16 protein-coding genes, 2 tRNA genes and 1 pseudogene are annotated in these 19,608 nt (G+C 66.8%); 14 read left to right on the top strand and 5 right to left on the bottom strand.

What is annotated here, in order from left to right:
- Window positions 1-39 precede the first annotated feature (39 nt).
- Window positions 40-1,272, bottom strand: coding sequence for an FAD-dependent oxidoreductase (locus tag ABZ420_RS27085; RefSeq protein WP_357128217.1), 1,233 nt, complete (start codon window positions 1,270-1,272; stop codon window positions 40-42).
- Between the two features lie 179 nt (window positions 1,273-1,451).
- On the opposite strand from ABZ420_RS27085, the gene ABZ420_RS27080 reads away from it, so the two are divergent.
- The gene (locus ABZ420_RS27080; RefSeq protein ID WP_357128214.1) at window positions 1,452-2,093 is read left to right on the top strand and encodes a disulfide bond formation protein DsbA; all 642 of its coding nucleotides are present in this window, start codon (window positions 1,452-1,454) and stop codon (window positions 2,091-2,093) included.
- Between the two features lie 40 nt (window positions 2,094-2,133).
- On the opposite strand, the gene ABZ420_RS27075 is transcribed toward ABZ420_RS27080, so the two are convergent.
- The gene (locus ABZ420_RS27075) at window positions 2,134-3,051 is read right to left on the bottom strand and encodes a M48 family metallopeptidase (RefSeq protein WP_357128362.1); all 918 of its coding nucleotides are present in this window, start codon (window positions 3,049-3,051) and stop codon (window positions 2,134-2,136) included.
- A gap of 365 nt (window positions 3,052-3,416) precedes the next feature.
- Between ABZ420_RS27075 and ABZ420_RS27070 the strand changes: the two genes are divergently transcribed.
- Together ABZ420_RS27070 and ABZ420_RS27065 are read left to right on the top strand one after the other, a co-directional pair.
- Window positions 3,417-3,890 carry a ribose-5-phosphate isomerase gene (locus ABZ420_RS27070; RefSeq protein WP_062977163.1) on the top strand — a complete coding sequence of 158 codons (474 nt, stop codon included), beginning with the start codon at window positions 3,417-3,419 and terminating at the stop codon, window positions 3,888-3,890.
- Between the two features lie 23 nt (window positions 3,891-3,913).
- Complete coding sequence (locus ABZ420_RS27065; RefSeq protein WP_357128211.1) at window positions 3,914-4,726, top strand: DNA-formamidopyrimidine glycosylase family protein; 813 nt, start codon at window positions 3,914-3,916, stop codon at window positions 4,724-4,726.
- 19 nt (window positions 4,727-4,745) lie between these two features.
- Here ABZ420_RS27065 and ABZ420_RS27060 read toward each other — a convergent pair whose 3' ends face one another.
- Entirely contained in the window at window positions 4,746-5,696 is a 951-nt protein-coding gene (locus ABZ420_RS27060; protein ID WP_040865435.1) for a GGDEF domain-containing protein, read from the bottom strand.
- Between the two features lie 1,052 nt (window positions 5,697-6,748).
- Here ABZ420_RS27060 and ABZ420_RS27055 point away from each other — a divergent pair.
- Both ABZ420_RS27055 and ABZ420_RS27050 read left to right on the top strand, forming a co-directional pair.
- Window positions 6,749-6,822: transfer RNA gene (locus tag ABZ420_RS27055), tRNA-Gly, on the top strand.
- A 47-nt stretch (window positions 6,823-6,869) separates the two neighbouring features.
- Window positions 6,870-6,946 (top strand) — tRNA-Pro (locus tag ABZ420_RS27050).
- A gap of 372 nt (window positions 6,947-7,318) precedes the next feature.
- Here ABZ420_RS27050 and ABZ420_RS27045 read toward each other — a convergent pair.
- Window positions 7,319-8,041 carry a MerR family transcriptional regulator gene (locus tag ABZ420_RS27045; protein ID WP_357128208.1) on the bottom strand — a complete coding sequence of 241 codons (723 nt, stop codon included), beginning with the start codon at window positions 8,039-8,041 and terminating at the stop codon, window positions 7,319-7,321.
- A 267-nt stretch (window positions 8,042-8,308) separates the two neighbouring features.
- Between ABZ420_RS27045 and ABZ420_RS27040 the strand changes: the two genes are divergently transcribed.
- From ABZ420_RS27040 to ABZ420_RS27000, 9 genes are all read left to right on the top strand, one after another.
- On the top strand, window positions 8,309-8,761 hold the full coding sequence (locus ABZ420_RS27040; protein WP_157107009.1) for a hypothetical protein: 453 nt from the start codon (window positions 8,309-8,311) through the stop codon (window positions 8,759-8,761).
- A 50-nt stretch (window positions 8,762-8,811) separates the two neighbouring features.
- A complete protein-coding gene (locus ABZ420_RS27035; protein ID WP_357128205.1) occupies window positions 8,812-9,705 on the top strand; it encodes an ROK family protein in 894 nt (297 codons plus the stop codon).
- A 378-nt stretch (window positions 9,706-10,083) separates the two neighbouring features.
- The gene (locus ABZ420_RS27030) at window positions 10,084-11,208 is read left to right on the top strand and encodes a GAF domain-containing protein (protein ID WP_357128202.1); all 1,125 of its coding nucleotides are present in this window, start codon (window positions 10,084-10,086) and stop codon (window positions 11,206-11,208) included.
- A 67-nt stretch (window positions 11,209-11,275) separates the two neighbouring features.
- Window positions 11,276-12,280 (top strand): conjugal transfer protein, encoded by a 1,005-nt coding sequence (locus tag ABZ420_RS27025; RefSeq protein ID WP_357128199.1) that lies wholly within the window; start codon window positions 11,276-11,278, stop codon window positions 12,278-12,280.
- Between the two features lie 16 nt (window positions 12,281-12,296).
- Complete coding sequence (locus ABZ420_RS27020) at window positions 12,297-12,557, top strand: hypothetical protein (RefSeq protein WP_039796594.1); 261 nt, start codon at window positions 12,297-12,299, stop codon at window positions 12,555-12,557.
- A complete protein-coding gene (locus ABZ420_RS27015; protein ID WP_357128197.1) occupies window positions 12,554-13,093 on the top strand; it encodes a hypothetical protein in 540 nt (179 codons plus the stop codon). The genes ABZ420_RS27020 and ABZ420_RS27015 overlap by 4 nt, the downstream gene beginning before the upstream one ends.
- Window positions 13,093-15,618, top strand: a complete 2,526-nt coding sequence (locus ABZ420_RS27010) for an ATP-binding protein (protein ID WP_357128194.1) — start codon at window positions 13,093-13,095, stop codon at window positions 15,616-15,618. The genes ABZ420_RS27015 and ABZ420_RS27010 overlap by 1 nt, the downstream gene beginning before the upstream one ends.
- 50 nt (window positions 15,619-15,668) lie before the next feature.
- Window positions 15,669-18,128 carry a hypothetical protein gene (locus tag ABZ420_RS27005; RefSeq protein WP_357128191.1) on the top strand — a complete coding sequence of 820 codons (2,460 nt, stop codon included), beginning with the start codon at window positions 15,669-15,671 and terminating at the stop codon, window positions 18,126-18,128.
- A 56-nt stretch (window positions 18,129-18,184) separates the two neighbouring features.
- Complete coding sequence (locus ABZ420_RS27000) at window positions 18,185-19,075, top strand: hypothetical protein (protein ID WP_357128188.1); 891 nt, start codon at window positions 18,185-18,187, stop codon at window positions 19,073-19,075.
- 339 nt (window positions 19,076-19,414) lie between these two features.
- Here ABZ420_RS27000 and ABZ420_RS26995 read toward each other — a convergent pair.
- Window positions 19,415-19,608: pseudogene (locus tag ABZ420_RS26995) on the bottom strand (hypothetical protein); the annotation flags it as partial.

The raw sequence follows: 19,608 nt of genomic DNA, 5'->3' as shown, positions 1-19,608 counted from the left end.
CCCGCGCGCGGATTCGACACAACTTGTCGGTGATCCACGTCACAGCTTGGCGGTGGTGTCGGCCAGCCGGTCCGGGTCGACCGGATCGCCCGCGAGAATCAGTTCCTTGATCCGGTCGGTCACGTCCCAGACGTTCACGTTCATCCCGGCGAGCACCCGGTTGCCGGAGTCCAGCCAGAACGCCACGAACTCGCGCGCCGCCGTATCGCCGCGCACGACGACCCTGGCGTATTCACCCGGTGCGGCGAACCCGGTGTACTCCATGCCCAGGTCGTACTGATCGGTGAAGAAGTAGGGCAGCCGGTCGTAGGCCGCCTGCTCGCCGAGCATGGTCGCGGCGGCGACCGCGGGTTGGTTGAGTGCGTTCGCCCAGTGCTCCACCCGGATCCGCCTGCCGAGGACCGGGTGCTGCTGCGCCGCGATGTCGCCGACCGCGACGATATCCGGATCGCTGGTGGCCAGGCGTTCGTCGACGAGCACGCCGTCGTCCACCGCGAGCCCGCCGTCGGCGGCCAGATCGACGTTCGGGCGCGCGCCGACCGCGACCAGTATCGCGTCGGCTTCGATCGTGCTGCCGTCCGCGAGCCGGACGCCGTTGGCGACGTCGGTGGCGATGGCCTCCTCGGTGGTGATCGCGTCGAGCTGAGCGCCGAACCGGAAATCGACGCCGTTGGCGCGGTGCAGGTCGGCGAAGACCTGGGCCATCTCCGGGCCGAGCACCGCCAGCAGCGGTAGGTCGGCGCGTTCGACGACGGTGACCTCGACCCCGGCCGAGCGCGCGGCCGCCGCGACCTCCAGGCCGATCCAGCCCGCTCCGATGATGACGATCCGGCGCGCGCTGCCGAACAGTTCGATCAAGGTGTCGGAATCCTCGATGGTCCGCAACGTGTACACGTTGGGCGCGTCGGCGCCGGGAACCGGCAGCGTCCGCGGCGTCGAACCGGTGGCGAGTGCGAGCTTGTCGTAGGGCAGGGTGGAATCGTCGGGCAGGGTGATCGTCTTCGCCGCGGGGTCGAGTCCGGTGACGGTGGTGCCGAGGCGGACCTCGACGTGGTGGTCGCGGTACCACTGCGCGGGAACGACGGTGAACTCGGGCAGCGACTTCTTCCCCGCGAGGTGCTCCTTCGACAGCGGCGGCCGCTCGTAGGGCAAGTGCTCCTCGGCCCCGATCAGCGTCACGGTTCCGTCGAAATCCTTGGCGCGCAACGTTTCCGCGAGCTTGGCCGCGCCCAGCCCGCCGCCGACGATGACGAAACGCCGGTCAGAACTCATCGCGGACTCCTTCTCCGAAGGGAACCAAGCTCCTGCCGACCAACCCTACTGGCAGCCGTGCGCGTCGCTCGGGAAAACGGCCCCGCGGATGGGAACGAATCGCGAGCCGCCGTGGTTGCTCGGTAGGGCGGCCGCGTGTGTCCGCCGTCCGTCCAGATGTGATCGAGAGGAAGCCGCCCGTGACCGACAAAGCCACCAAGGACGTCGTCGATTTCTGGTTCGACCCGCTGTGCCCGTGGTGTTGGATCACGTCCCGCTGGATTCTCGAGGTCGAGCAGGTACGTGACATCGAAGCCCGCTTCCACGTGATGAGCCTGTCGGTGCTGAACGAGGGCAAGGACGTGTCCCCGCAGTACCAGGAACTGCTCGCCACGGGCTGGGGTCCGGTCCGCGTCGCGATCGCCGCGGCGCAGGAGCACGGCGACAAGGTCCTGTTGCCGCTGTACACCGCCATGGGCACGCGCATCCACAACCGGCGTGCCGAGTACGAACGCGAGAGCAGCGAGGAGTCCCTCGCCGCGGTGATCGCCGACTCGCTCGCCGAGGTGGGCCTGCCCGCCGAGCTGGCCGCGGCCGCCGAGAGCACCGACTACGACGAGGCGCTGCGCAAGAGCCACCACGCGGGCATGGACAAGGTTGGGCCGGACGTCGGCACTCCGACCATCCACATCAACGGGACCGCGTTCTTCGGCCCGGTCCTGTCCCGGATCCCGCGCGGCGAGGAGGCGGGCAAGGTCTGGGACGGCGCTGTGTTGCTGGCGTCCTACCCGCACTTCTACGAGTTGAAGCGCACGCGGACGGAGGATCCGTCGTTCGACTGAGCACCGTGCGCGGGTGCCGACGTGCGGCACCCGCGCATCCTCACAGCACGGACTTCGGCGGGCTCGCCGGTAGCTGACCGTAGGAGCTCGCGTAACCATCCGCGGGCACGCTCGCGCCCACGGGTGGTGCCGGACGCAGGAACAACTTCCCGTGCCTGCTGCGGTCGCGCAGCGCCCACATCCGCCAGGTGAGCACCGGATGGCTGGACAGGGCGTTCACCATCCAGACGAAGAATCCCTTCTCGACGACCGCCCGGTCGGCCATCTCGTCGAAGCCGACCAGCCTGTTCATGTACTTGCCCGCGGCCAGGGTGCCCATGGCGGCGGACGCCCCGGTGTGCCGATTGCAGAAACCGTGGTTGTCGGCGGTGTACTCCTGCGCGCGGACCAGGCTGCTGCCGATGATCGGCAGGAACGGCACGAGGAACATGCCCAGCTGCCGCCAATACGACGTGTGTCCCGCCGCGATGTGGCCGACTTCGTGCCCGATGATGAACGCCAGCGCGTCCGGTTCGCGCGCGGCGCCACCGATCTCGAACAAGTCGCTGTAGACCACCACGTAGCGCCGGAAGCCGTGTCCGCTGGCGAACGCGTTGATCTGGCCGTTACCGAGCACCACGTACGCGTCCGGCACCTTCGCCATGCCGAAGCGGGCGGCGGCGTCCACCACCATCTGGTAGCCCTCGGGGAACTGGGTCGGCGACATCCGCACGCCGTTGACCCGCTGACCCGCGTAGTTGACGCCGCGGCCGAACCACAGCAGTAGCGGAGCGGCCGCGAACGCCAGGACGTACTGGTCGAAGTTCCCGGTGGCGAGCAGCGCCAGCGCGATCAGGTACGCGAACACGGTCAGCACCACCACGACGACGAGCATCGGGATCTCCCAGCTGTGCCGGGCGGGCATGCCGAAGGGCGACAGACCGCGAGGCTGCCGCTGCGGCGGCCCGGGGGGCGGCATCGGAGCGCCGGGGTAGGACCCGTACGGCGCGGGGTACGCGGGGGGAGCGGCAGGGTAAGAGCCCGAGGTATACGGCCGTCCATAGGGTGCGGCAGGCGTGTCCTGAGCCGAGACCCACCCGCCCTGCTGGGCATACGGGTCGGCCTGTCGGCCCGCCTGGTCGGGCGGCTGGGGTTCGAACGGCTGCATGGGATGAACTCTATTCAGTTGCCGGGAACGGGGCTGGCGCGTCGGTCGTGTCACCGGGCCCTGTGGCCACCAACACAACTGGCGTATCAGTCGATTCGCGCAGGCCCGCCCCGGTGTTAATCGCGGGGGACGCCCTCTTGCCGCCCGCACGGCGGCCGCCTGACACAATGCCTGCCATGCGCGTTTACCTGGGTGCCGATCATGCCGGTTTCGAACTGAAGAATCTTGTCAAGGCCCATCTGGAGCAGGCGGGTCACGAGGTCGTCGACTGCGGTGCGCTCGAGTACGACGCGCTCGACGACTACCCCGCCTTCTGCATCGAGGCGGCCCGCCGGACGGTGGCCGATCCGGGCAGCCTCGGCCTGGTGTTCGGCGGCAGCGGCAACGGCGAGCAGATCGCGGCGAACAAGGTGCCCGGCGCCCGCTGCGCGCTGGCCTGGAGCGTGGAGACCGCGAAGCTGGCCCGCGAGCACAACAACGCGCAACTGATCGGTATCGGCGGCCGCATGCACTCGACCGAGGAAGCGCTGGCCATCGTGGACGCGTTCGTGTCCACCCCGTGGTCGGACGAGGAGCGCCATCAGCGGCGCATCGACATCCTGGCCGAGTACGAGAAGACCGGCGTCGCCCCCGCGGTCCCCGCGTACTGAGCGCACCGAGGTCGTAACGGGCTGTGCCGGAAGGACATACCCTGCACCGCCTCGCGCGGCTGCATCAGCGGCGCCTCGCGGGCGGTGTGGTGCGGGTGTCGAGCCCGCAGGGCAAGTTCGCCGCGGGCGCGGCTCGGGTGGACGGGCAGGTGCTGACGAAATCCGAGGCGTGGGGCAAACATCTGCTGCACCACTACGACTCGGGCCTGGTCGTGCACGTGCATCTCGGCTTGTACGGCGCCTTCACCGAATCCGCGCTGCCGATGGGGGAGCCGGTCGGACAGGTCCGGATGCGCATGTTCGGGGGCCGGGACGGGCAGCCGGGCTTCGGCACCGACCTGCGCGGGCCCACCGCGTGCGAGATCCTGCTGCCGCCGGAGGTGGCGGCGCTCACCGACCGGCTCGGCCCGGACCCGCTGCGGCGCGGCGCGGACCCCGACCGGGCATGGCGGCGCATCCAGCGTTCCCGCAGGCCGCTCGGCGCGCTGCTGATGGACCAGCAGGTAGTCGCCGGGGTCGGTAACGTCTATCGCGCGGAACTGCTGTTCCGGCATCGGATCTCGCCGCACCGCCCGGGCACGGGGCTGTCCGCGGGCGAATGGGCGCAGATGTGGTCGGATCTCGTCGCGCTCATGCGGGTGGGGGTGCGCGTCGGGAAGATGGTCGTAGTGCGGCCCGAACACGATCACGGCGAGCCGTCGTACGCCAAGGATCGTCCGCGCACCTACGTCTATCGTCGCCAGGGCGCCCCGTGCCGGCTGTGCGGGACCCCGATCGCCCATCAGGTGATGGAGGCCAGGAATCTCTTCTGGTGTCCCACCTGTCAGCCCGGCTGACCCGGCCGGTCGGTGCGGGTCAGCCCGCGACGGCGGTGTCGATGTCCGGCTCGTCCGCGAGAGCGAAGCGGCGACCGCCTGCCGTCTTGGCGGAGTACATCGCGCGGTCGGCGCGGCGCAGCAGGTCGGTGAAATCGATCGGGCTGCCCGGCGGGCTGTAGGCGGTGCCGACGCTGGCGGATACGGGCACCGGCCCCGCCGACGACCAGACCGGGTCACGCAGGGCCGCCACGATCCGATGCGCGAGATCGCCGAGGTTGTTGTGGCGGGGGTTGGTCGCGAGCACGAACTCGTCGCCGCCGTACCGGCAGATCACCGTGTCCGGGGGGCAGGCTTCGCGCAGCCTGCCGGCCAGTTCGACGAGCACCTCGTCGCCGATCGCATGTCCGTAGCCGTCGTTGATCTGCTTGAACCGGTCGAGGTCGATCAGCAGCAGTCCGACGCCGCGGGTGGGGTCGGTGGCCATCAGCCGCACCTTGTCCTGCAGCAGCGTCCGGTTGGCCAGGTCGGTGAGCGCGTCGTGGGTGGCCTCGTGGCGGAGCCGGTGCTGCAAGGCGGCGATCTCCTGCACCCGCAGCGACACTTTGGCCGACAGGTTCTGCTCCTGCTGGGCGAGGGCGCGCTCCTGCAGCGCCTGGGCGTAACTGTCGATGGCCTGGCTGGCGATGAACGGCCAGCGGGTGGCCACCAGGGAACCGGGCGCGCCGGAGGGGAAACCCAGCAGCCAGCGCGTGGCCTGCGCCAGCATCCGGATCCGGTCGAACGGCGCCTCGGCGAGCCGGGCACCGAGCATCCGTGCTTCGGGCACCGGGAACGGCTCGGACCTGGCGAGCCTGAGCAAGCGCTCGACGATCTCGATCAGCACCGGTTCCAAGTGCTGGGGCGCCGCGCCCGAACCGGGCTCGGCGCAGACCGCACGGGCCCAGGCGCGGGCCATGGCGGCTACCGGGGGCTCGATGTCGGTCGACATCGGACTCACCCGGTGTGAGTGACGTCGGTACCCAGGTGCCCTGTAGTCACACAGGTGCCGGCGTCACCCTGATCGTTCCCACTGCTACGCGGTTGTGTCCACCTGGTTCGGCGCACGCTCACCGCCCCCTTTCCAGATACCCCCGTCCGGCAAAAAGGATCCTAGCAAGCCACTCGGCATCGAAAAGCGCTGATTTGCAACGTGTTCTCGATACCTCGCGAACAGCGATCGGGTATGTGATCGTTCCCGTCGCGTTGGTGTTACACCCGATTCTCGTTCGCTGCAAAATCGCGCCGCGACGCGCTGGCGACACGCTGCGGGAGGGGTGCGGGGCATGGTGCGCGAGCAACGGCGACGGTCCGGTCCGGCCCGGCGCCGCCCGCCTCACGAGAATCTGTTCCCGCACGCGACGTCCTCGTCTTCCCTGTCGTGTTCCGAATGGTTGTGCCGAGTGTTCCGAGGGTAGTCGCTTACCGGTGGTGGGCCGGTCGATACGCTGCGGGTCGCCTACGCCGTCGCTTCGGGCCGCGACACCGGAGCCCGCCTCGGCCGGGGGCGCGGTGCGCACCGGCGGGAGGGGTGGGATGGCCGCTCGATGCGCCGACGCTCCCTGCGGACGGGTTGCTCTGCGATCGGCCGAGGGTTCGCGGGATGGACCTCGTCCGCGCGTGCGCCGTGTCGAGTCGCTCCCGGCCGCGCGGCCGTGGCTCGGCGACGCACCGAGTGTGTCGGCCGTGACGGCGAGTCGTGCGGTCCTCATCGGGAATCCCTCGAGCGATGTTCTTGGGGTGACAAGTGTGTCATTCGAGTTTCGCCCACCGGATTCCGACACGCCAGAGTTTCAATGAAAAATAACCTTTAAATTTTCTCGAGCGCGTCACCGTGTGCCGGCGGCCCCGCCGTGCGACACTGGGAGCGGCAACCCTGGAGCGCTCCGCCGGGCAACCTGCGAGATCTCGCTGCGCGGGGGGCTGATTGGCGTTTCGGAAGCCGGGTTCGGTACAGTCGGATCGCACACGACATCGTGGCGATCCCATCGGTGTCGTATGCCTGCGGGTGTAGTTCAATGGTAGAACCTCAGCCTTCCAAGCTGATGGTGCGGGTTCGATTCCCGTCACCCGCTCCACGGAGCATTCATCCTCGTCGGCGGCCGCCCCGCCGCCGCGAGGGCCACGGGGTGTAGCGCAGCTTGGTAGCGCATCCGCTTTGGGAGCGGAGGGTCGCAGGTTCAAATCCTGTCACCCCGACCATCGTTCGGGGGCGGGATTCGTCCTCGGGTCTCGGCGATAGCGGCGGCTCCGCCGTGTCTTTTCGGATCGGTATACCTACGTATCCCACCGGGTTTCGCACGTGTGGGAGAACGGCCGGGGTGGATGCACCGAGTCGGGGGGAGGGGCGCCGCGTCGCCGCCGGGCATCCCGTGGCAACTCTTCGGCACTGCTCCTACGTAGGTATGTTCAGCGATTCGCCGGGCGTCGTGTTCGTCCCGCCGGAACCGGGCTGCGAGTCATTCGCCTACGGCGACCGGCGCACGGGTCGAAAAGGCCCGAATGCGAATGTCTACGTAAGTATTCGACAGTGCCGGATGGAAATAGGAGAACGGTCGGTTCGTGACCGCGCCGTCACTGCTCTGCTTGCGCCTGTGGGCTGGAGGCCACCGTGGACGGCGGCAGCTCGGAGTGCCGGGCGAACGCTTGGTCGATCAGCTCCGAAGTGGCGCGGGTGACGATCAAACGGGCGATCGCCAGGTCGGTCTCCAGCTTGGTGCGGTCTCGCGGGGTCCGCGCGGAGTCTTCGTAGGTCTGCCCCGCCAGGCGAAAGAACAACTCGGTGGCGAAGCGGTCGGCGATGCGATCGCAGTCGGCGCGCAGACGTTCGACCAACTGGAACGTGTCCTGCATCGGCAGCCCGGTGTCGGTGAGCCGGGTGGCCAGATCGCAGCACCGGGGATTCGTGACCCGGTAGGCCTCGAGCGGGTCCTCGCTGGAGGCCAGCGCCTGCTTGGCGTACTCCGGCAACTCGGCGTAGCTGTCCTGTGGCTCGGTGATTGCTTCCGCGTCCGCTTCGGCCGCGTTCGCGTTCTTCACTCCCAGTACATCGGCAAGTCCGTCGCCGCGGTCCCAGGCTTCCAGCAGCTCTCTGATCCCGTTCAGCTTCATGCCCCGACCCAGCAGACGGCTGATCGTTTGCAGGCGGTTGAGATGGTCCGACCCGTAGTACCCGATCCGCCCGCGCACCTCCGGCGAGGGCAGGAGACCTCGCTCGTGGTACACGCGGACGCTGCGCACGGTGGTGTCGGCTGCCCGTGCCAGTTCGTCGATCGTGAATTCAGAGTCTGCAGCCATGTTTAAAAGGAAACCATAGTCGGGCCCCCGTGGAAAATGGTCCGTTTCATAACGTGCCGTTAAAGACGGTAGCTGTGTGTTGCTTCAAGGTCAACGAGCCGTTACATAGCGGTACAAGAGGTTGTGTGCTGGGCAACAGTGGGCTACCGTGCGTAGACCAGCTTATCGCGGCTGGGTTCCGGGGACTGTTGAGCAGCCCTGATGACCGTCCGATCCATGGGCCACGCACCTGCCAGAGGTGTGTGCTCGGCATCCCCGGAGATGGCTATGAGCATTACGCGAACCCTTCCGATGGACACGGGATCCATTGCATCAGCAAAGGTCTCGTCGATTCCGGCAAAGTCGAACCAGCGGCCCCCGTGCGCCGACGTCCCGGACAACTGGGACATGGACACCGGGAATCCGGATGCCTGGCGAGCAGCGGTACGCACCTGTCAGAGTTGCCCATTGCTCGCACAGTGCCAGCAGTTGGCGCAGGCTCTCACCACCCGCGGAGACGGTCCCCGCGCGATGATCTGGGCGGGTGTCGCCTATGACAACTCGGGCAGCGTCATCGAGAACCTGGACCGGCACCGTGCCGCGCCGATCGACCACAAGCGTCCCATGCGGATCATCCGCACCGGACCGCGTCCGCTGCGCACCGTGTCCACGCTTCCCGCGCCTCGTCGGCACATCGTGCTCGGGCAGCCCCTCAAGCCGACCGGCACCGACGGCCTGTGACTATGCTGCGTGCAGCTTTTCGCGTCGAGTCGTTCGGTGGTGCGTAACTCATGACAGTCCTGGCATTGGAGATCGGGTCGTCGGGCTTCGCGGCGACCCGAGTCGCCGACGATGTCGACACCGACGACATCCGGAGGATCCCGATCCCGGCGACGGGCGCCTGGGACCGATGCCAGGAGCTGCTGCTCGAGGTCGCGGGCGGTGACCAGGTCACCGCCCTCGGCGTCGCTTCGGCAGGGCCGATAGATATGGCGGCCGGGGTGATTGCCCCCTCCGAGGTTCCGGAGTGGCGAGCGGGTTTCGAAATCGTCCGAGCCGCGCGGAAGCTGTTCCCGGAAGCGCAGGTTCCGCTCGCGCTGGACGGCGTATGCCTGGCGCTGGCGGAGCGAGGTTTCGGCGCGACGAGCACTGTGATGGACAGCCTGGCGCTGAGTATCTCCGATCGCATCACCGGCGGGGTCGTGGTAGGCGGCTTCGTCTTGGTGGGGCGCACCGGTAATGCGGGGCACGTAGGTCATGTCCTGGTCCCCGGCTTCGACGATCGATGCTCCTGCGGCGGCCGCGGGTGCCTGGAGGCGGTCGCCGGTGGCCTGGCCATGGTGCGCTGGGCCAGGGAGCAGGGCTGGGCGGGCACGTCGGTCCCGGAATTGCTGGAATCGGCCCGCGTCGGCGAGGACATTCCCGCCGCGGCGCTCGGCCGGGCCGGCACGGCGCTCGGACGGGCGATCGCCTCGGTGGCGGCACTGCTCGACCTCGACCTCGTGGTGCTCGGTGGCCCGCTCTCCGAGGCGGGGCCTGCACTGTGGAAACCGCTCGGCGAGGCGGTGGCCACGCACGCTCGGCTGAGTTTCCTGCCGGGATTGCGCGTCATTCCTTCGCAGCTCGGTGAGGTCGCGACGATCATGGGCGCGGGTGTGCTGGCGCTATCCGGAAGGAATGCTTGAGCTATCGCACCGTGGCGTAATGCGCTGGGCGGGAGCGAGTTCAAGCCCTCGTACGAAGTTGCCAGGGGAATGCTGTCTGCGTCGGCAGGCAGCTTCCTTTGATCTTGTATGCCGGTTTGCGGCAGATGTGCCATTGCCCTGTGCGCCGGTCGAGGAGGGCTTCTCCGGAACTTAACGTGAACAAAATGAACACCCTACGCGTGTCTCGTGAACGTGCCGCAGACTTCATGAGAACGGGCGGCCGAGGTCGCAGGTTGATTGAGCCGCTAAATAACGGTACATTGCCTGAGTCACAAGATGTCTCATCCGGGTTGAGGCGGACCCGGAGGAACGGCTGGTCGGGCAAGTGCGAAGCGAAGTGGCGCAGTGATTCCATGGGTGACTATCGAGACGTTGGCGCCGGACGGCATGTCCGTGGCGTCGGTGGGAGATGCACCGCGTGAGTTCGCGAGCTGGCAGCGGGTGGTGCAGCGAACGCTGTCGAAAATGCCCGCGCTGTACGACAAGCTCACGACCGCGGCATTGACCGAGGCCATCCATACCGCGCACGACCAAGCGCAGGACGTGGATCTGGCCATCCAGACGCGGGCGGGAAGGCATCAACTACTCATCCGTCCGATCTTCGGCCCGGCGGGGGACGTGCATGCGGTGCGGCTGTGGCTGGGGCCCGCGTCCGAGCGGGTGCCCGCGTTGCGCCCTGCGGTGGGCGCCATCTGGGATCTGACCAGTCAGACCATCCAGCAGCCGAGCGGCATCACACGGCTGTCGGGCAGCACCGCGGAACAATACGTCCCGCGGATGTCGATCGCCGAGCTGTTCCACCGGGTGTCGAGCTTCGATCGGCACGCGGAAATGCTCGATCTGCTCTACGACCCCAAGCCCGGTGAGCGGATGCAGTTCGACACCACGGTGATGCACGGATTCGGTCGCCCGGCTCAGTGGCGGATCACCGTTCGTGCCCGCGACGACGAGCGCACGCGCGGTGCATGGTGGTTGATCGAGGACGTGACGTCGGAGAACGCGCCGTCGGCGTGGCCGACCCTGGAGCGCATCGGGTTGCGCGAGGCGCACCGCCGGGCGGGTACGCATCTGGCCGTGGTGCAGCTCGAGCACACCAGCATTTCGCACTGGCTCACCGATCCCGCGCCATGGGTGCGGTGGGACTATCTCTTCCGGCCGGTGGACGTGTTCCATCCCGACGACCGTCCCCGGCTGGCGGAACTCGGCGACCGGCTGCGCTCTGGTGACAGCGCCGGCGTGACCCTGCGAGTGCTCAACTACGGCGGCGGTTACACCCCGACATCGCTACTGCTCTACCCCTATCCCGGGTACTCGAGCAGACAGCTTGCCATCGCGCAACTGGTTCGCGTCGCCGACGATGTTCCGTTGCTGGAAACCCATCGCCAGGTGCTGGAACCCCGGCAGTGCGGCGCACCGATCGGTTATGACGAACAATTGCGGCATTGGCTGGCGGGCAGGATGAAAAGCAGCCCCGCCTGCTGACGATTGATTCCCATGACTGGGAACTACCGGCCGGTTGAGAACGCCTGTGCTCTCTACCATTCCGGGAGTGAGGACAGTGGTTCGTGGACCGGCAGATTCGGGTGAGGCACTGCTTCGCCGGATGGCCGCCCGCCGCCGTCGTGACAACATCGTGGTCGGCGTGCTGGCGGTACTCGCCGTGCTCGGCGGCGGCCACGCGATTCTCAGTGTCTTCGACTCCCCTCCACCTCCGCCGTCGGACGCTTCGACGACGGCGATTATCGGGCGCTCGCAATTGGCAAGCTCTTTCGCGGAGCAGTTCGTCGTCACTTATCTGACCGCCGTTGCGGGGCAACAGGATCGGATCGGCGAATTCGTCGGGTCCAATCAGCAGATCACGTTACCTTCGTCCGCGCGTCAAGTGTCCGACCCGTCGGTCGCCTATGTGTCGCGCGTGGTCTCGACGGGGGCGGTCGACGTCTGGTCGGTGACCGTGTCGGTGCGAGTCGGCAAAGCCGGCGCCGCCACCGCGCCGGAACATCGGCAGTTCTACCGCGTCGCGGTGTCGGTGTCGGATGGACGGCTGCGCGCGTTGTCGATGCCCGCGGTGGTCGAGCCGCCCGCGAAGGGCGTCGATCTCAAGCTGGCCTACGGCTCGCCCTGCGCACCGGACACACCGCTCGGCCAGGTCGCTACGGGTTTCCTCAACGCCATGCTGGCCGGAAACGGTGACGTGGCCCGCTACACCACTCCGGATGCCGGGCTGGCCGCGTTGAAACCGCCTCCCTACACCGCCGTCGAGCTGACCTCGCTCACCACGGACGATTCGAGCTGCGGTTCCGGCGGTGCGAAGGCACAAGTGCTGGCCACCGTCAACCCGAAAGCCGACACCGGCGCCGCCGCGACATTGGCCTACCCGCTCACCATGATCCGCAACGCGGGCCAGTGGCAGGTGGTGTCCATAGATCCGATTCCCGCTCTGTCGAGTCCGCTCGCGGTGGTGGTCGGTCAGGATTCACGCGGCGGAGCGCCGCCCACTTCGACCTCGTCTTCCTCGCCGACGGTGACGATTCCGCCGGCGACGCAGAACTGATCCGAGAGGCAGCCCCATGGGTAATCTGAGCAACATCCTCTATGGCATCCTGATCTTTGTCCGGTGGGGCGGGATGATCATCATCGCCATCGTCACGATCGGCGTGGTGATTTCCGAGGCAGCCAAATCCAGGCTCTCGCCTGCGCGGATCATCGTCGTCTTCGGATCGGGGCTGATGGCCGGGGTGGTGATCTGGATTCTGCCAACGACCATCAATTACGCGCGAACGGACGCCAACCTCATCGTCCCCGATCACCCCATCGGTGGCTATCGATGAGCCAAGTTATCAAGGTGTTCACGCCGGTCAAACGTGTCCCCACGATGATCGGCAAGGCGCAGAACGGGCAGAAGCTTCCGTTCGGCCCGTACACCCTGCCCCAGGTCGCCGCCGGTGTGGCGATGATGTCGGTGACGTCTGTATGCGCTATGACTTTTCCGGTCAATCCGGCCGTCACCTTCATCACGGGTCTGGCGATGACCATCCTCGCGGTCTTCGTGCTGGGACTCGTGCCATACACGGGCGTCCGGATGATCTCGCGCGCTTTTTGGCTCACCAGGCTCATCATCTACCGCAAGCCGGTGTCCGCCTCGGGCATGCCGATCACCGGTGACTCGGTGCGCCACACCATGTTCATCGAGGAAACGGTGGTTCTCTTGCTCCCCGACCGCGCTGACGTGGCGGTCGCGGCCGAGCCGAAGTCCGGTATCCGGTTGCTCGAGGTGATGAGCGGGGGCAGCAAGGCGACCGACCTGTGGCGGCGACTGAACGGAAACGACGACGACAGCGGTCCAACCCCCGGAGGACGCGCCTGATGGCACTCGGACGAGATCTTCAGCCCACGGCCGCGATTCGCGGCAATCTCCAGTTCACCCATTCGGGTCTGGTCACCGCGACCTACTTCATCAATCCGCTCGGCTATGGATTGCGCAAGGCAGGCGACAAGTACGACGTGAAGATGGCGCATCACGCGCTGGTCACCAACTTGCCGAATGGATCGCTGCTGCTGGGTATCCAAGCGCGGCTGAACACGATCGACGTGCTCACCAAGATGGTGGAGGGCGTCGACCTGGACGAGTGCGAGGATTACGCCGACGAGGTAGTCGCCTCCTACGAGCGGGTGCACGCGATCATGCCGCAGACCCGCATCTTCCTGCTGTCGATCCCGGTCGGGGCCAGCAACTCCAGCATGTCCTCACTGTCGCGGCTGTGGCGTGGCAGCACACCCACGATCGACGCGACCGCGATTTCCCGCGCCGACCTGGACGAATACGACGACAAGGCGAACGAGATCCTATCCAGGATCGGCGGTGACTTCGATCCGGTGCCGGTGCCCGCGGCACTGTTCCAATGGCTATGGGAGCACTATCTCTCTCGCGGTGCGGCGGGTGACCCGGTGGCGCCGACCCAGGCCGGCGTGCTGGATGACGCGACGGCGGCGGTATTCCGCGCCGCCGCGCTCGACGAGGGGGCCCAGGCCGACAGCAACCGGCGTATCCGGCCGTCGTTCGTGCCCGTGATCAAAGTGGTGCAACCGGATTTCGATTACCGACCCTCGTACCAGGCGATGCTGACGCCGCACTCGTTCCCGTACGCGGGCATGACGTTTCCCGGCGGCAGCGAGTTCCTCAATGTGCTGGAGGGACTCGGCGACGTCACCGTGGACTGGGGCATGCGGATCTCCACGAAGCCTGCCGACGAGGTGCTCAAGAACAACGAACTCAGCCTGCGCAGGCTCGGCGAGCAGATGGATCAACGGGATCAGGAGATCTCGTTCGCACAGAACACGCTGGCATCGAAGGCGCACATGCTCGGCGAATACAACCAGCACTTCGAAGTCAACGGCGGTGAATCGGAGGTCTCGTTCACCACTGTCATCGCCATCGGCGGACCGACGCGGGACGCCACCATGGACGCGGTCAACACGCTCAAGCGACGCTACAAGCGGTTCCAGGTCGACATGACCGCCCCCGTCGGCGCGCAGGTCGATCTGTGGTCGATGCTGGTTCCCGGCAGCCCGCCCCGCCGGGCCTTCGACGATTTCGCGCACATCGTTCCCTCGGACATGTGGGCCGGTTTCGTGCCGTTCACCACCAGTCAGATCGGTGACGACAGCGGGCCGGTGATCGGGGTCAACCTGCTGTCGGGTCATTTCGAGCCGATCCACTTCGGCATCATGGAGGCCGCGCTGCACGACCTGTCCGCCTCGTTCGCGGTGACCGGTGAACTCGGCTCGGGCAAGTCGTATTTCCTGAAGCTGATGGCGGTGCTCGTGCACGACATGGGTGGGCAATTCCTGGCCATCGACCGCAGTCAGGTCGGCGAATGGGAGCATTTCGCGCGGTCGATCGATGACGCGGTCATCATCGACCTGGCCAATCCGACGGTTTCGCTGGATCCGCTGCGATTGTTCAGCCCGCGGGTCGCGGGTGAACGTGCGCTGGACTCGATCCTGCCGCTGCTGGATCTGTCTCCGACCTCCGGTGCGGGCGCGGCGGCGAGCAATCTGCTGTCGCCCAGAGGCATGGCCGAGCACAAGATCAAGAGTCTGCTCGATCTGTTCCACGTCGTGCGCCGGTTACGGGAGCATCCCGAGCGGGGCGAGGAATACGCCGATCTCGCGGCGCGCCTCGGCACCGTGGTGGAGCGGGTACCTGTGCTGTTCGACCCGAAGCTGCGACCGCTGCGCCTCGATGCCGCCGCGACCGTGGTCCGCAGTCACAACCTGCAACTGCCGACCGCCGAGGAACTCACCACCCCGCATTTGTACAACCGGTTGCCGCTGACCAAACGACTCGGCACCGCGCTGTACGAGCTGGTCGGAGTCGCGGCACGGGAGGCGTTCCTCTCCGACAACGGCAGATTCGGGCTGCTGGTAGGCGACGAGGCGCACCACTTCACGCAGACGCAGGTCGGTTCGGCGGTCACCTCTGATTTCAGCCGCGACGGCCGTAAACACCTGGCCGCGATCGGACTTGCCTCGCACGACCCGGCCACCGACTTCCAGGGCGCGGCGCACAACCTCATCCCGAATCGGTTCGTCTTTCGTCAGCGCGACGAGACGTTGGCGCGCAACAGCTTGGAGTGGCTGGGCGTCGATCTGGAAGAAGCGCCCTTCCTGTTACAGATCCTTCGCGAAGAAACCTCGCCTCCGGTCGGCCCCGGTCGTCAGATTCCCGAGGAGCGCCGGGGTGAGATGTTCATGCGCGACGCGCTGAACCGCATCGGGCGCGGCAAGGTGCTCGGCCCGGCGCGTCCGGACCGCGCTGCGGCGATCACCAGCACTCCGACCAGCGCCAATGGCATGCGTTCGGCACTACCGGAGCGAACGGCACGCTGATGAGATCTATTCTCCGCTCGCGCGTTCGCACCGATCAGCCTTCCTTCGGAATGCCGTGGGAACCGCAGTTCTGGGACATCGATCGTGGGCGACCGCAGGTGTTGTTCCGGCGATTCCAGGCTTGGATCGGCGCGTCCCGCCGTCGCCGTCGGACCGCGTGGGTTCTCATCGCCCTCTTCGTGCTGTTCGTCTTCCCGGGCCTCGTCGGTGCGGTATCCATCGCGCAGACCGGCACAGTTGCGCCGGGGGCGGCACCCAACAGTGCGACCAGCTGGATGAATGTCAAGGATTCTCAAGGAGTCAATGTCTCGAGCTATATGTTGGTGGTCGATCACGGCGGAGTGTTCAACTTGGGGAATTTCGCGCTGTGGATGATCCTGACACCAATGTTCGCGCTTTGGCTGGTCACCGTGACAACAGGGGTGTGGTTCCCTGGTCAGGCAATGGATTTCGGGTGGCTGAATCTGATCAGCGCGCCGTTGCGCGCGATGGCCCAGAATCTGACTGTGCAGATCGCGACACCCCTGATGGCGGCGACGGCGCTGGCGATCGGCGCATTCTTCGTAGGCTATTTCATCGTTCGCGCCCTGTACGCCAAGGCCGTTACGCAGGTCGTCACGATGATCGTATTCGCGATCGCCGGCGTGTTCTTCCTGGCCAACCCGCTGGCCGAGGCGCTGTCCGACCACGGTTTGCTGGTGCAAGGACGTGACCTGGGACTCTCGGTGGCGGCGGGTCTGAACGGGCAGAACAACCCGAACCCGCGCCAGCTGGTGGCCACGGTGCAAGCGACCAACGCGGACAATTTCGTGCGGCTTCCGTTGCAGGTGTGGAACTTCGGACACGTCGTGGACAGCAACCCGTCCTGTCGAGCGGCGTGGTCGGCCGGCATGACGGCCGGGAGCGAAGACCGCGTGAAGAACGGAATGAGGTCCTGCGGCGACGGTGCCGCGTATGCCGCGGTGGACAATCCGGGTCCCGGTCAGATCGGAGCCGGACTGCTGTTGCTCCTGTGCGCGGTCATTCTGTTGGCCTTCGCCGCGTACTTGTCCTTCAAGATCATGTGGGCCGTACTCGACGTCATCTACTATGGATTCGCGTCGATCTTCGGGTTCGCCGCAGGCGGATACATCTACGGTCCGACGCAGACGTTCACCGTCCGTTGCGTGGTCCACGGCTTCATTGCCGCCGGTAAGATGGCCTTCTTCGTCATTGCCCTCGGTATATACGAGCTGCTGCTGGGCAGCCTGTTTCGAGCAGCGAATGGCCAAATCATGGTGGTGTTCGTCATCGGAGCGTGCGTCGAGGTCGTCGCCATCGTGCAGGTACGGCGGCTGAGCAGAAATATCGACGAGGCCAATGACTGGGTGACCAACCGCATCGGAGCGGCGATACATAGCGGCGGATCATCACAGGGCGCAGGCGGTGGTGGCTCCGCATTGGGTATGGGTTTGGGCATGGGCAACTCGAACGCGGCCGGCTCGATGACCCCGCTCGCAATGGTCGGCGCGATAAGCACCCTCAATAATTCGCCGGTCGCCGCGTGGGTCGCCGGTGGCCGCCTCAATCCGTTGAATCCATTCTCTCGCGTGGACCAAATCGACAAGAGGAACAAAAAGAAGGGCTTGAAGACCAAGGATCTGCGGGAGGCCGCACACGGTGGACTGTACGATCGTGTCGCTGCGGCTAACGCGGCCCGGCGCGGTCTCCAACGCTCCGGCAACAGCAGACGTAGTGAGCGCGGCGCCGCCTTCGCCATGGAGAACTTCACGCACCTGTCGGGCAGTGGCGGCCCGCAGTCCGGTGGGTATCACGCCCTCATAATGGCCGGTGTACCCGCGCGAATAGCTCAACGGGCTATCGAGGCCCGAACCGACATCATTCGGCATGCCGACGCGGAGCCGCTCGCCTCGAAGCACCTTGCAAACGTCGTTGCCGCGCACAAGCATCTCGAGAATGCTTTCAATTCGAATGATCGGCATATGTATATGGCCAGGCTTCACGGGCTGGAGGCCAGCGTCGATCGGTATCGAGGTGATTATCCCGGCGGGGTCAGCTTCGAGAGGCCCGAATTGGATCATCTCGGCCTCGCGTATATCCGGAACCCCGAAGCGGCATTCATCGAGAGGCTGCAAGAGATTGCGAGCGGTGGGGCTGCAGGTGGCACTGTGTCACTCGGCGCGCATCGAGATGTTCCGATGACCGCGAACGAAGCCGACCGGATGAGAAGCTGGATCTCGAACGAGCATGCGCTCCGTGTCCAGGCGGCCACCAATTGGGTGGTAGAGAATCCGAACGACTTCCAACGCATCCGAACGCTTCGCTCCGAGGTCGACAAAGCCGCCCAAACGGACCAGTGGGCAGCGGGCCGGAATATCACAGGGGCGGTGTCGCTCCCGCAACCGAGTGCCGCTCGCCCCCTCCCAGCGCCTGCAGGCAACCGCGATCCGGACGAGCCCATCCCGGAGGGCTTGCTGGATGCGATCAGGTTTCAGCGCAACCACCCCTGACCGGCATCCGGGGCCCGAGTACGGGCGCCGGGGTGAACAACACAGAAAGGTAGTCGATGATCGGTCGTCTCTTGACGTTCGTGCTGATGCCGCTGTGGATATGGGTGGTGCTGGGGGGCGTGGGAATCGTATTCGTGTTCATAATGGCCATGGTGTTGGTCATCGGCGGCGCGACATCGGCGATCGCCTCCGACCTGCACTATCAGTGCGACAGTGCGGTGGGGCCAGACCCTTCCCAGACGATGACTCCCAGTCGCGCGTCGACGGCAGCCCGACCGACCGTGCGAAGCGCACCGGTGGGTGGGGTGACCGCCACTCCCACCACGAATCCGTACGCGGAACTGACCATCGCGCCGGACGACACCAGCGCCTCCGACTGGCAGCGCGCCTGCCTCACGGCGATGAGAGACGCGCCGCGCCAGGATCCTCCCTTGCTGACCGGCAATTCGGGGATCGCCGCGGAATGCGCCCGCGAGCTCGCGCTGGCACGGCTGACGGCGAGTGGAGCCCGGAACGGTTCCGGTAGCCGGGGAGATGCCGCTGAGTTCACCAGATCGGTGATCTATCAGGCCTCGACCGCACTGGCAACGGGCCGATGCGCGACTACCGAGGGTACGGCGGAGCAGCCGTCGGCTGCAGGCGGCGCAGGACAATCGAGCGGATCGGCGCGGCGAGCATGTGGACAGATCGGCGAGGCCTCGGTTGTCGTGCTGCCGAATACCATCGCGGCACAAGGGGCGTGTGGCCAGCGGGTGGATCCCTCCGCGGTAGCGGCGGGCGACCTGGTCTTCTGGAACTATCGGAACAATGCGCCGACCCAGGTCGGCATCGCGGTCAGCGACATACGGCTCGTCACCACCGAGGCGACGACCGGCGAACTCGTCGAGCTGACCATTCCGAGCGCGAACGACGTGCGGGTGAAACGAGTGCTCGGCAGCGGAATGTGATGAGTAAGCGATGCCGCCAACAGAAGTAGAACCACAGATAGAGACCGGCGAGGATTCCGAGGCGCCGCCGGGCCCGGTGACACCGTGGACACACCGGCCGGATCAGCAGCGGCCGCGGCCGGGTGGGGTGCCGGGGCAGCAGGGCAGTCCGTCGCCCGGGCCGGGGCAGTCCGGGTCGCCTGGGCCGGGGCAAACCGGGTCGCCTGGGCCGGGGCAAACCGGTTCCGGTCAGCCGAACGGTGGCAGTGAGGCCGGGGTCCCGGGTCCGTCGGGTGTTCCGTCTCAGCCCGGTTCATCCGGTGTGCCGGGTCAGCAGCCTGGTCAGGCAGGTGTTCCGGGTCAGTCGGTTCCGGGTGAGGGTGTGCCGGGTGGTGTGGTGGCTCCGCGGGTGGAGCAGGCGCCGGGTGCGGGGTCGGGTGGGGGTGGGGAGGAGGAGCCGGAGCCGGAGCCGTTGGTGGATCCGGAGGTGGTGGCGGGTGTGTTGCCGATGGCCGGGATGATGGCGATGGGGATGTTGCCGATGATCGCGTCGG

It is taken from the genome of Nocardia sp. NPDC005745 (assembly GCF_040630775.1).
In the GTDB taxonomy this organism is placed as follows: domain Bacteria; phylum Actinomycetota; class Actinomycetes; order Mycobacteriales; family Mycobacteriaceae; genus Nocardia.
Note: the sequence above shows the minus strand (reverse complement) of the source record. Positions and strands in the feature narration are given on the sequence as shown.